This window comes from Huijunlia imazamoxiresistens (assembly GCF_037132455.1).
Lineage (GTDB): Bacteria > Bacteroidota > Bacteroidia > Chitinophagales > Chitinophagaceae > Flavisolibacter > Flavisolibacter imazamoxiresistens.
Map to the genome: position 1 here is coordinate 45,670 of NZ_JBBBEI010000014.1, position 12,449 is coordinate 58,118.

The following is a 12,449-nucleotide window of genomic DNA, read 5'->3' on the forward strand; positions in this document are numbered from 1 at the left end:
CAAAGAACCATTGTCTATTGCTTATTGTCCATTTCCCTCCAGGATCTCGTCGACGTCCTTTCGAAGGCTCTGGGTCAGGTGGGCCTTCACCACCTCGCCCATGGTGGTGCACTGGCTGAAGGCGGTGGTGCTGTAGGTGGCATTCAACTGCTCCTTTAGTTCCTCCAGCTTTTCGGGAGTGGAAATTTCGTCCTTGGCCATAATGTTTAGCAGCTCCTTTACCCGTACCCGGGAGGAAGAAATACGGAAGGCCAGGTGCTTTTGTTCCTCCAGCCGGTATTGCTCGATGGATTCCCGGTTGAGGTATTTCAGCACCAGTTCCACGAAGGGAAAGTTTTCCTTGAAAAACTGGGGGCGGTACAGGTTGGCCCGGCCCTCGTAACATTGCTGGTCGAAATCGATGGCCCGTACCCGGTAGTGGAAGTCCTCCACATCGGGGGTAATGTCGACCACGAAGTTGTAGCTGCGCATGTCGCCGAGCAGGCGGGCGTAGCAGCGCTCGCTGAATTTGACGATCTCCTTGGCCAGGCGGATCTTGTTGGTCTCGGTGCCTTTCAGGTAGCGCTGGATAAAGATATCGCCGGGCACGCCGGGTATGTGCTCCTCCACCAGGATGCCGGGGGCGGTGAGGTAGCGCATCCGGTTGGGGGAAAGCAGGTGCTCCAGCTCCAGGCCGTAGAACCGCGAGGCGTCTTCTTTTTTTACGTAAATGTGGTCGTAGTTATCGTTGTATTTGTTGACGATGCGCACCCGGAAAGGATTGGAATTGCCGAAGGGACAGTAATCGATCCGGGCTACCGCCAGGTGCTTGGAGTGGGAAAAGTCGCCCTCCATCTTCAGCTGGGCGTATACGGAAACCAGGGCTTCCTGCAGCTCGTCCCAGCCCTGGAGGTCGTAATGGGCAACCTCCCAGTGGGTATCGCGGCCCTGCTTGTCGTAGAGCGGGGTACTGTAGGAAATCCGCGACAGGTCGGAATAGCAAATCGGCAGGGTCATTTCCCGTCCGTGCCGTTTCAGGTAAGCCCGCAACTCGTTGTTTACCGGGAAAAAAGGTTTTTTCCGGGAAGGTTTCACCGTTTCGATCATAGCTCCAAATGTACTTTATTCAGGCGGGGGACAATAGGATCCGCCTCATAAAAAGGAACGTCCCCCGCAAGTTTGGCTTACTTATGGATTTTCTCCTTTTCTACTATGCAAGAACACATCAATCCCGGTTTGTACCACACGTTCAAAAAGCTGATCCTTTACACTGCCGGCATCATCATCCTGCTCTGGCTCCTGTTCAAGACATGGGGCGCCGTCCTGCTGCTGCTGTTTTCCCTGGTGATGGCCATAGTGCTCAATGCACCCGTGTCCTGGCTGGAGGAGAAAAAGAAGGTGAAGCGGATCTGGGCCAGCCTGATCGTATTCGGGGCCCTGATCCTGTTCCTGGGGTTGCTGGCCTGGCTGATCGTGCCCAAGGTAATCGAGCAGGTGCGGCTCCTGGTGGTCAGCCTGCCGGGTTATGCCGTCCAGCTGTCGAATAATACCGCTTCCTGGTTCGAGGAATACCCCGAGATCAGCAAGCAGATCCGCGAGGAAGGGGTCAGCCTGTCGGTCTGGCTGCCGTCCATGCCCGGCACGCTGGTGAGCATCGGCAATTATTCGCTTTCGTTTTTGGCGGTGCTGCTGATCTTCCTGGTGGCCATCAGCATGATCGTTTATGCCGTAGTGAATCCCCGTCCCCTGCTGGAGACCTATTTTTCCTTTTTTGCCGAAGAAAAGCGCAGCCGGGCCCTGCGGGCGCTGCAAAATACCTCCGTGATGCTGATTGGCTGGTTCCGCGCCAACCTGATCGGCGGCGGCATCGAGGCGGTGCTGATCACCAGCTTTCTGAGCATTATGAACGTGCCCGGCGCCTGGGTTTGGGGGTCGCTGGCCCTGGTGGCGGTGCTGATCCCCAAGATCGGCTTTTATGTGATGTTCCTGCCGCCGGTGCTGGTAGCCCTGTCGGAAAGCCCCATGAAGGCCCTGTGGGTGGTGATCTTTTACCTGGTGATGGACGAGGTGATGGGCGACTTTGTGATGCCCCGCCTGCGGTCGGCCACCATGAACCTCCACCCGGTCTCCACGCTGTTCGTGCTGCTGGCGATGGTGTCGGCCTTTGGCGTCATCGGCGCCCTGCTGGCCGCCCCCATGGCCGCCATCATCAAAGCCTTTTACCAGGAATTCTACCTCAACGACCTCAAGGAAGACCACCAGATGGATGCCCGCATTGACCGGGTGATTTACGAGGATAAGGAATCGGAATCGGGGAATTAGGGTATTGGTTAATTGGTTAATTCGGAATTGGGGGCCACTACAAAGCGTTACCTATCCCTTTGAATTTCAGGTAACGATCATGACAAAACGAATTTCGCCCTACATAAAGCCTCCAGCCCAATTAACCAATTAACCACTCCCCGTTTACCAGCCCGTTTTATTGAAGAAACGGCTGAAGAACAGCAGCTGGTAGCCGACAGCATTGTTCCAGTAGGGCCAGTTGTGGGCGCCGGGCCGGGTAATGTAGTCGTGGGGGATGTTCCGTTCCTGCAGCTTTTCGTGCAGGTTCTGGTTGACGGTGTAAAAGAAATCCTCCGTGCCGCAATCAATGATCAGCGACAGGGACTGCGGCGTCAGCAGGTGCAGCATATTGATCACGGTATGCTGCTCCCAGAGCGCGGGGTTCTGGGCATAGCTGCCCAGCCGTTTTTCCATTTCCCAATAACGGGGAAAGGGGCGGATGTCTACGCCCCCGCTCATGCTGCCGGCGGCGCCAAACACATCCTGGTGGCGAAAGGCCAGGTACAGCGCCCCGTGCCCGCCCATGCTCAGGCCGGTAATGGCCCGGCCCGAACGGTTCCGGATGGTCCGGTAGTTGCCATCGACCCATTTTACCAGTTCCAGGGATACATAGGTTTCGTATTTATACGAAGGGTCCACGGGACTGTCCCAGTACCAGCTGTTGTTGCCGTCGGGGCATACGATGATCAGGCCGTACTGGTCGGCCGCCTTTTGAAAGCGCGAGGCTTTAGCGATCCAGTCCGAATAATTGCCGCCGAACCCATGCAACAGGTACACCACCGGCAGCTCGCCCATGGTTTTGTAATTGTCGGGGGTGACCACCACCGCCTTGATCTGCTTCTGCATCGAAGGACTATAGGTGGACACCGTATCTACACGGGCGGCCCGGGCGGCATTCAGGAAAAAGAAAAAAAGAAGAAAGGGTACAATTTTCTGCATCGTCCAGGAATCCAATAAAGATGAAAAATAAATGGGGAAGCGAAACGCCTCATCAGGAATACGTTTCCCTCCCCTATGCCAAATGAACCAATGAACCCCTTCCGCCCCTACACAAAGGCATACTCCTGACGGATCAGGCCTTTTTCTTTCAGGGCGGTCCAGAAGCCGGCGGGAATCTCGGCATGGGCCAGGGCCACGTTATCCTTAACCCGGCCGGGACTGGAAGTGCTCAGGGCGATGCTGGCCACACCGGGAGCTTTCAGGCCAAACTGCACACAGGCGGCGGCCGGCGTAATGCCGAACTCCTTGCACAGGGCGAAAAAGTCCTCCCGCCATTGGAACAGTGCCCGGCCTTCTTCCGTGTCGGCGGATACCGGCCTGTAATCGTAAAAGTCGCCGCCGATCAGGAAGCCGCCGTGGAAAACGGCCGAATTTATGATTTTCACGCCCCGGTCGCGGAGGTGCTCCATGAAGGCGGTCAGTTCGGGCGGGTGGCTTTTGATGGTCATGCTGTTGGCGATCATCACCCAGTCCAGCGGTACATCGGCAGCGATGCGCTCGATGGACCGCCAGTTTTTGGCGCCCACGCCCACGCCCAGTACGCGGCCTTCCTTTTTCAGGTCGAACAGCGCCCGGTAGGCTTCAAGGATATGGCCATACAACTCCTGTTCTTCTTCGGGGTTGCGGGCGGTGGCCAGGTATTCATCGGGGTCGTGCACCGACACCAGCTGGGGGTGGTATCCCTGCAGCAGTTCGTTGCCCTGCTCAAAACATTCCAGGATGCCGTCATAGCTGATCTTTTGTACCGCGTCGAACTTCAGGTCCTTCCACACGCCGGGCTCAAAGGTGGGCTCCGGCGTTTTGAGCTCGGACCGCACCCAGGCGAGCTTGTTGGAAATAATGACCTCGTCGGGCTTCACGTTCAACTGCTTCAGGCATTTGCCCAGGGTTTCAAGGGCCAGGCCGGCGCCGTACTTGCCGGCCGAATCAAAGACCACCGGCTTTTCCGAGTGGCGGATACTTTCCCGGATGATCTCCAGTTTCACGTCGTCGGGCAGGGCCGTATATAAATTGCCCAGGCCGCTGGTACCAAAGGTGATGGCAGGCAACGGTAAATCAGAAAAATTGGTCCTCATGCTGCGAATAAAGTTCTTTTTAGTAATGGAGAAAGACCGGAAGGGCGCAGGGCCGGCGGCGGCTTCTCCCGTTTACGCGATAAAGAAAACGGTTTTTTCGATTCCTTCCCAAAAATGAATAGGAAATCCCAAATCCGAAATCTCCAGGATTGGCATAATACTTGGACCTAAATTAACAGAATAGTGGTTGACACATTTTTTCGTTGATTCGATTTTTCTCTATTGAGTTTCTTTACAGAACATTTCGTTTTTCGATGTTCGTGTCAACACTGGTGCAGTAACAGTTATTTACATTGTTGTTACTGCTTTTCAGGAAGGGGCCAATTACATTCGGCCCCTTCTCTTTTGCTCCTTCCCCAGCCGCGGGCGGTGCAGCCCGCTGGTCCCCACGGGTAAAACGTAGTTGACTCTTTTCCCCAATTTGCCCCGAATTTCCCTCATCCCACCCAGGCACAACCGAAAACGGCTCAGCCCGGTAACCCCCGGCCGCTGCGGTTTTCCATTGCCCTGTTCGCTCCCGGAGCGCAACCGACGGATCCCCGTGCTATGAGCCGGAGCGCCGGCGCCGGATCCGGGGTTGGGGACCGAACCGGAGCGAACCGGGTAACAGTTGAGCTGTAAGCGGAAATACAGCATAGTTTTTCTACCTTTCAGCCCCGCCCGCCGGGGCGGCCGGTATCCCGCAGCCGCAACCGGCGGCGGCAGGCATGCCGTGGAAAACCTGTAGCCGGTCCGGGTATAAAAACTTTGTTTTTTGCAAAAGATTGGAACAATTTTTAAAGAACAGCTTAAAGCAGCAACAATCCACAAACCCAATAAAAAAGTATAATTGATTATGGATCTGGCATTTACCATTATCCTGAAAGCCGGAAACAGGTTACGGGAATTTAACTTTACAAGAACCAACCAAACTGCACAGGGATCCTATGCGGTGGATGTGGTGCACGAGGACAACAGGATTTATTTCCACATGAACAAAAAAGGACCGGAAGAATGGGAATTCATTTATCCCAACCTGGCTCCCGACTGGCTGGTAGAAGCAAAACAAAAGTTGGAGGCCGCCATTGAAGAAAAAAGGCAACCCGCTCCTTTTTCGCTGCAGGCATAACCGGCAGCACCGGGCTATGGAAGGACCACTTCTTCCGTAGCCCGGAAGGGTCTTTTGTTTACCGTTGCTTTTTCCCGCAGCGCCCGCTCCCGGAAAAGATATCGTTTAGCCCGTCACGTTTGTCCGCAAACCCGGGCCTGCGGTGCAGGGCCCCTTCCCCGTAGGACCGGGCCCTGCACCGCAGGCCGGACCGGCGGCGCAGGGAATTCCTCCCGGCTACAGGGTAATATTCTTTCAGGCTACATAATAAAATTGTAACTTAATCCTGCCGTTTAATTGTAACCTGGGCTGTAGGCGAAACTTTCAGCGGAAATGTCAGTATCCTCATTCGTCGCGAGACTGCCACCTTTGCTCAGAGAAGCGCTTGAAGTTTATAACATTCCGGATGACAAAACACCAACCTAAGGACCGAAAAGAAGATAGCCATCTAAGAACCACAAACCCATGTTATGAGCAAGAGTAGTAACTCCATTCTGCTGGTAGATGATGACCCGGATGACCGGGAGGCGCTTCGGGAAGCATTGCGGATGGCCGGATCGGACCACGAAATCATTGAAGCCCATGACGGCGAGGAGGCCCTGAACCAGCTCCGGGAAATGAAAGATGCCGACAACCTCCCTTCCCTGATCGTATTAGACATTAACATGCCCCGTGTGGATGGGAAGCAGGCCCTGGTAGCCATCCAGTCCGACGATACCCTTTCCGCCATTCCGGTGGTGGTGCTGAGCACTTCCACCAGTCCCCTGGATAAAATGTTCTTTGCCCAACGGCATATCGAAATGATCACCAAACCCTTTACCCTGGGCACCCTCAACGACGTCGCCTCCCGTCTGCTGAGTTACTGCAAGGACGTAGAACTTTGAAAGGTGGAAATGAACACCTTCCCCTACCCCTGAAGGGAACGCAACGTGTAATGCCGTAAACTCATAAGCTGTTACAGTCGAAACGATACCAGCACCCGGCATCCCCTGCCGGGTTGGCTGCACACTCTCATGCGGCCATTATGAAACGATGCGCGGCTCCGGATATTCGACAACCCCACTCCTTTTGGCTTCACCTGCGGATCAAACCCCTTCCCATTGTCGGCCACCTCCAGGCGGACGCAGTTCGACTTTGCCAGCGATAAGCTGATACAGATAAGGCTGGCTTCCGCATGCTTCAGGATGTTATTGACCTGCTCCTGCACGATGCGGAACAGGGTGAGCTTTTTGCCCTGGTCGAGCTTTTCTTCCGGGAAGTCCTGCGCTAACAGCTCCACGCGGATGCCGCGGGTTTCGGTCACCAGCCGCCCGATCTCCCGGATGGCGGCCAGCAATCCCTTCCTGTTGAAATTCGGGGCGATCAGGGCGTGTGACAACTGGCGGATCTCGCTGATGGCCTTATCGATCAGGCTGGTGCACTTCTGGGCATAAAGGGCCTGCACGCCTTCACCGTTTACCGCCAGTTCATTGTACAGGCGGGCCGAGGTCAGCACCTGGTTGACATTGTCGTGCAGCTCCAGGCCAATGGCCGTGCGCTCCTTTTCTTCGGCCTTGACCACCGCCTGGGAGATTTCCTGCTTGCGGCGCCGTTCCTGTTCTTCCAGCTCTGCCCGCAGCTTCGTTTCATAAGTAATGTCTTTGGCCAATACCATAACGGCCTGCCGGCCCAGGAAGTCGAACAGGTAGCCGTGTACCTCTACCAGCAATTCCTGGCCATCTTTCTTTTTGTGGGTATAGGTCCGTTCCTTGGGCAAGCCGGTGCGCCGCAACTGTTCCACCTCCTGTTCGTAAGCGGCCACATCCTGCGAGGGCCGGATGTCGCGGGCCGTCAGGGCCAGGAACTCCTGGCGGGTATAGCCGTACACCCGCAGGGCTGTATCGTTTACTTCCAAAAACCGGAGGCTTTGGGCATCATAGATCCAGATGGGAAAAGGATTGCTGTTAAACAGGAGCTTGAACTTTTCTTCCGACTGCCGCAGCCGTTCCTCCGCCTGCTTACGGGCGGTAACGTTTTGCGCCGCCCCGAGGAATTTTACGGGTTTGCCCTGGGCATCGCGCAGCAGGATGCCGCGGTCGAATATATGGAGGTAGCCCCCGGTGCCATCCTCCACACGGTACTCGGCTTCATAGATGTCGCGCACCGGTTTATTCCGGATTTCTTCTACCAGTTGTTGCAGCCGCTTACTGTCGCCGGGGTGAACCAGGCGCATCCGGTCTTCCAGGTTGCCCACCACCGGCCCGAAAGACGGCCCGAACACTTCCCCCAGGTAGGTAGGGTCACGGCGGATCAAATTGGTTTCCAGGTCCCATTCCCAGAGCACCTCGTGCGCGATCCGGGCAATCAGGCCCAGCTGATCACTGCCGGTGGACGGCAGCCGGCTGCGCCGGCGTTCGATACCAAACTGTATCGACCGCAATAGGGTCGGGCCATCGAACTGTCCCCAGATCAGGGCATCCTCGGCCCCCAGGCGCACCATTTCCCGGGCGGGGCCGGGGGAGGTTTCCCGGCCCAGCACCACGATCAGCGGTATCCTTCCGGCGGCATCCAGCAGGGCCTGAAAAGAAACAGAATCTTCGAACTTTAGCAGGTCAAGGTCGAAGAGCACCGCATCGGGCTGCAGCTCTTCTACTGCCCGGCGGCAGGGAAGCCGGTCCGTATGTACCAGGTTCTGTGATGGAAGACCACCCTGTTTTAAAAGCTGGACAATTTCGGTGGCCCTCCGGGAATGCCGGGCCAACAGCAGGACTTTCAAGTCCTTTATCGTTGTCGTATAAGGGGTCATAAAGCAATCATCGTTTTTGACCGGGAAGCTGATCAAGGTAGTTTATCGTTCCTTCTTTCCTTTATGAAAAAATACAAAGTATATTTACTAATGGTCCCTTTCCCCCGCCTGCCGCCCGAGCCGATCCGGCCTCCCTGCCACCCGGATATTTCCTTAAGCAACAAATTTGCCCATTCTTTGTGAGCATTACTTCCAGAACCACGCAACCATGAAAGTTTTATTTTGGACCGCCCTGCTTCTTTTCTTCTTCCAGCCCCTGCAGGCCCAGGACAGCACGTTCAAATGGATGGAAGAAGTACAGATAAAAACCACCCTCCGGCTTAAAGGACCGGTAAAGGTTACCGAACGAAAGGCCAGTTATACCGATCCTAAGACCGGGCAGCCCCTGGGCAACTTCCGGCTGCTCTTTGCAGTGGATACGGCCCACCGCCGCTTGCTGAATATTGTTACGGTAGAGCGCACCGGCAAGGAAAAAGAAAAGGTGACCATTTATTATTTCGACCACGACCTGCTGGCCCAGGTGGCCATCGCCACCCGGCAGAACGAGATCACCCAGACCGACAACCTGTTCACCTATAGCCCGGAGGATAACGCCCTGGACGGCCCCCAGCTGGAGCACTTGCGGCAGAACAGCGAAAAGTTCGACCTGCTGCGCACTGCCCGCCAGTATATCCTCTCTTTTCAAAACGACCAGGCGGCAGGGAAAAAATAATAGGCAATGGGCAATAAGCAACAGGCCATTGCTTCTTTGGGATGGCAGGAATGGCTGTGGAACTTTCCCTGAACTTTATTTTGGAAATTCAACTGTTGACCTATTACCTTTGCAGCAGTTCTTTACCGAATCACTTATCAAGAAAGGCGGAGGGATATGGCCCTTTGAAGCCTTGGCAACCTGTTGCGCAGCAGCGCGATAAGGTGCCAATTCCAGCACGCAGGTCGCGTGACAGATAAGTCAGATCCCAGCTTCTCCCTTCTTTAAAATAGTGAAAGCTCTTCTGATTTGTCGGAAGAGCTTTTTTTGGCTTCTTCCGGTAGGTTTCTTTCCTGATAGGTCACTTTTCAACCTAAAAAAACAGTGACTACATGAGCAACAAAAAATTGACTATTGGACTTTTCGGCTTCGGCGTTGTAGGCGAAGCCCTGTACCAGGTGCTGCGGCAGACACCCTCCCTGCAGGCGGAAATCAAAAAGGTGTGCATCCAGGATTCCCGTAAGAAAAGAAATGCCCCGCCGGAGCTGTTTACTACCGACCGCGACGAGCTGCTGAACGACCCCGCCATCAACGTGATCGTGGAAGTGATCAACGAGGCCGATGCCGCCTTCGCCATCGTGTCCACGGCCCTGCGCAACGGCAAACAGGTGGTCAGCGCCAGCAAGAAAATGATTGCCGCCCACCTGACCGAGCTGCTGCGGCTGCAACAGCAGACCGGAGGTTCCCTGCTGTACGAAGCGGCCGCCTGCGCCTCCATTCCCATTGTCCGCAACCTGGAAGAATATTACGACAACGACCTGCTGCATGCGCTCCGGGGCATCGTGAACGGTTCCACCAACTATATCCTGACCAGGATGACCGAAGACCGGTCGGGCTTTCCGCAGGCGCTGATCGCCGCCCAGGCGCAGGGCTTTGCCGAAAAAGACCCGGCGCTGGACGTACAGGGCCATGATGCGGCGCATAAATGGTGCCTGCTGCTGGCCCATGCCTATGGCATCGTTACGGGCCCCGACGACCTGTTGTTCACCGGCATTCAGCAGATTACCGCCACCGATGTGCGGCTGGCACGGGAAAAGAACTGCGTTATCCGGCTGGTGGCCCAGGCCCGCAAGCTGCGCAACGGCCGCATCGCCGCCTACGTGCTGCCCCAGTTTGTGCCGGCGACGGATACCCTTTTTGCCGTTTCTAACGAATACAACGGGGTGGAGCTGGAAAGCCATTTTGCCGACCGCCAGTTCTTTTACGGCAAGGGGGCCGGCGGCTTTCCGACGGCTTCCGCCCTCCTGAGCGATATCGCGGCCCTGCGCTACGGCTACAAATACGAATACAAAAAACTGCGGCAGCAGGAGCCCGCCACGCTTTGCGAAGATTATCATTTACGTGTGTTCGTCCGCTTTAGCAACCGCAGGCAGATCCCCCGGGAACGATTTGAATGGATTGAAAAGATACATGAAGAGGAACAGTTTACCTACCTGACCGGTGTGATCGCCTACCGGGAATTAAAGGAGGGTAACTGGTGGAAGGAACACCACACCTCGCTGATCCTGCTGCCCGAAGCCATCGAGGAGTCGGTGGAAATCCGCCGCTTGAAAAGAAGAAGCCTCGAGTTAGGAGGTGTGGCGATATAACAGGCCGCAACAGCCGAAAATATCATTCAGGTGCAGAACTTCAGCATAGCACCAGGGTTCGGAACCCTTGCAGGCTGTTGCCGACAGGAAAGCCATGACCAGGGTTCCGAACCCTTTCCTAAACGAAAGCCGGGGCAAAAAGGGCGGACTCGGGGCGCTGCCGCCGCCGTTGGCGGTCGAACAGGGTGGGCTGTACGGGACGTGCCCTTTTGCCAGCGCGGGCAGGGCGGGAAGAAGGTTCGGGTGCCGCCGGGCGGCCGCAACCCTGCATGATGGTCTCCATAAAATGGTAGCGCTGGAGGTTGCGGGTGGCGAACACGAAAAAGCGGCCCGCATGGCCGTTGGCGTCCGCCCCCTGCTGGTAAATGAGAAAATGGTACCGCTTTGCCTGCTTCAGACAGCGCAGGAAGGTATTGAGGGCCAGTTCTTCGCGCTGGGCGGTATTGAGCAGCTCCGCGCCGGCCCGCAGCTTGTCCGCTTCTTCCTTGCCGAAAAAGGCGTCCACGTTCTTTGCCTGGAAGGGATTAACCACCGCGGCCAGCACCGGAGCGGGTTGAAAGGAAAACAGGCAGTCGGGGCCGCTCTCGAATAGCCGTGCCGCCAGGGTATCCAGGCGCAGGCCTTTGTAGCCCCAGGGTTCCAGCGCCACCAGCGCAGGGGTTTGGACCAGCGCCTCCAGCTGCGCCAGCACCTCCTCGGCGGTGGCCATAGGTTCTACGCGGGGCGCATGCGGCAGCCCCCCCTCACCAATGGACAGCGCCGCCAGTTCTTTTTTCAGGCGGATGCGGTTCTTTTGCTCGCGGTCCGAAAACAGGCCGGTAAAGTGCTCGCCCAACGGGAAGGCCTGTGCGGCCAACTGAAGGACCTGGAGCGGGGAAGCATCGGTGCCGTCCTCGTGCCTGCCGGGGCCGGAAGAAAAATCGGCATAGCAGAAGGTACCGCCGGCCTTTACGGCCACGGGCAACACGATCCGTGCCCAGTGGGCAAAGTAGGGAACCAGGAGGCTGCTTTTAACTTTGGACCCCGAACGCTGCTGATCAAAAAAGCGGGCTTGCATACTAACAAACTTAGCAAAAGTTGGCAAATGCGAAAAAAGTTCCTGAGTTGGCTAACGCCGGCGACCCGCAGTTTCCGATTTCAGGTTTCCTGAGTTACATTTTTTTTATAAGCCAGTGGACTTGCTGCCGGCGTCCGCCAACTCAGGAACTTAGAAACTCAGGAACTCTTTAAGCTCGAAGTTTTTTACTGGTTTTACTGCCGGAGACCTTTCCTTTCAGGAGGGAGTCGATGCGGGCGCTGAGGCGTTCCAGGGTAGGCTCCTGCTCAAAGCGTTCCTCGTTCAGGAAAAAGGCGGGCACGTTGGTCACGCCCTTATGGATGCCTTCCATCAGGTCGCCCTGGACGTTCCAGCCGTAGGTGCCGTTGATCAGGTCGTCCAGGAAGCGCTTGTTGGTGACACCGATTTCCTTGGCATAGGACTTCAGGCTGATGACGCCCAGGTTGCGGCGGTTGTCGAACAGGGCCTGGTGCATTTCGAAAAACTTTCCTTCCTGGGCGGCGGCAATGGCGGCTTCGGCAGCCTTATGGGCCCGCTGGTGAATCCGGGTGAGCGGGAAGTGCCGAAAAACAAAGTTGACCTTGCCCGCATACTTTTCCAGCAGCGAATTCACTACCCCCGCGGCCTTGGCGCAGGCCTCGCTTTCATAGTCACCGAACTCGGTAATCGTTATGGGGGCGGCGGGGTCGCCGATGACCACATCCTTCGGTTCAATGACAGGTGCCAGTTCCTTCTGTTGTCTCATAGTTCCTGTTTTTTTCCGGTTAAAGGATAAGAAGTTTG

At 56.1% G+C, this 12,449-nt stretch carries 11 protein-coding genes and 1 riboswitch; of the genes, 5 read left to right on the forward strand and 6 right to left on the reverse strand.

What is annotated here, in order from left to right; genetic code table 11:
• Window positions 1-21 precede the first annotated feature (21 nt).
• Window positions 22-1,086 (reverse strand): hypothetical protein, encoded by a 1,065-nt coding sequence (locus V9K67_RS16960; protein ID WP_336724401.1) that lies wholly within the window; start codon window positions 1,084-1,086, stop codon window positions 22-24.
• Between the two features lie 105 nt (window positions 1,087-1,191).
• Between V9K67_RS16960 and V9K67_RS16965 the strand changes: the two genes are divergently transcribed.
• Window positions 1,192-2,301: an AI-2E family transporter gene (locus tag V9K67_RS16965; RefSeq protein WP_336724402.1), complete on the forward strand. Its 1,110-nt coding sequence runs from the start codon at window positions 1,192-1,194 to the stop codon at window positions 2,299-2,301.
• Between the two features lie 144 nt (window positions 2,302-2,445).
• On the opposite strand, the gene V9K67_RS16970 is transcribed toward V9K67_RS16965, so the two are convergent.
• Window positions 2,446-3,261 carry an alpha/beta hydrolase gene (locus V9K67_RS16970; protein WP_336724403.1) on the reverse strand — a complete coding sequence of 272 codons (816 nt, stop codon included), beginning with the start codon at window positions 3,259-3,261 and terminating at the stop codon, window positions 2,446-2,448.
• 107 nt (window positions 3,262-3,368) lie between these two features.
• The gene (locus V9K67_RS16975; protein WP_336724404.1) at window positions 3,369-4,397 is read right to left on the reverse strand and encodes an aldo/keto reductase; all 1,029 of its coding nucleotides are present in this window, start codon (window positions 4,395-4,397) and stop codon (window positions 3,369-3,371) included.
• Window positions 4,398-5,232: 835 nt separating this feature from the next.
• On the opposite strand from V9K67_RS16975, the gene V9K67_RS16980 reads away from it, so the two are divergent.
• Together V9K67_RS16980 and V9K67_RS16985 are read left to right on the forward strand one after the other, a co-directional pair.
• Window positions 5,233-5,505: a hypothetical protein gene (locus V9K67_RS16980; protein WP_336724406.1), complete on the forward strand. Its 273-nt coding sequence runs from the start codon at window positions 5,233-5,235 to the stop codon at window positions 5,503-5,505.
• Between the two features lie 449 nt (window positions 5,506-5,954).
• Window positions 5,955-6,368: a response regulator gene (locus V9K67_RS16985; RefSeq protein ID WP_336724408.1), complete on the forward strand. Its 414-nt coding sequence runs from the start codon at window positions 5,955-5,957 to the stop codon at window positions 6,366-6,368.
• A 71-nt stretch (window positions 6,369-6,439) separates the two neighbouring features.
• Here the strand turns inward: V9K67_RS16985 and V9K67_RS16990 are convergent, their stop codons facing one another.
• Window positions 6,440-8,269, reverse strand: a complete 1,830-nt coding sequence (locus V9K67_RS16990) for a PAS domain S-box protein (protein WP_336724409.1) — start codon at window positions 8,267-8,269, stop codon at window positions 6,440-6,442.
• 208 nt (window positions 8,270-8,477) lie between these two features.
• Here V9K67_RS16990 and V9K67_RS16995 point away from each other — a divergent pair, with 208 nt between their 5' ends.
• Together V9K67_RS16995 and V9K67_RS17000 are read left to right on the forward strand one after the other, a co-directional pair.
• Window positions 8,478-8,981, forward strand: coding sequence for a hypothetical protein (locus tag V9K67_RS16995; RefSeq protein WP_336724412.1), 504 nt, complete (start codon window positions 8,478-8,480; stop codon window positions 8,979-8,981).
• Between the two features lie 131 nt (window positions 8,982-9,112).
• A riboswitch (SAM riboswitch) is annotated at window positions 9,113-9,223 on the forward strand.
• Window positions 9,224-9,352: 129 nt separating this feature from the next.
• Window positions 9,353-10,609 (forward strand): homoserine dehydrogenase, encoded by a 1,257-nt coding sequence (locus tag V9K67_RS17000; protein ID WP_336724415.1) that lies wholly within the window; start codon window positions 9,353-9,355, stop codon window positions 10,607-10,609.
• 118 nt (window positions 10,610-10,727) lie between these two features.
• Here V9K67_RS17000 and tcmP read toward each other — a convergent pair whose 3' ends face one another.
• Window positions 10,728-11,666 (reverse strand): three-Cys-motif partner protein TcmP, encoded by a 939-nt coding sequence (tcmP, locus tag V9K67_RS17005; RefSeq protein ID WP_336724419.1) that lies wholly within the window; start codon window positions 11,664-11,666, stop codon window positions 10,728-10,730.
• A 169-nt stretch (window positions 11,667-11,835) separates the two neighbouring features.
• The gene (locus tag V9K67_RS17010) at window positions 11,836-12,411 is read right to left on the reverse strand and encodes a DsbA family protein (RefSeq protein WP_336724421.1); all 576 of its coding nucleotides are present in this window, start codon (window positions 12,409-12,411) and stop codon (window positions 11,836-11,838) included.
• Window positions 12,412-12,449: the final 38 nt, after the last annotated feature.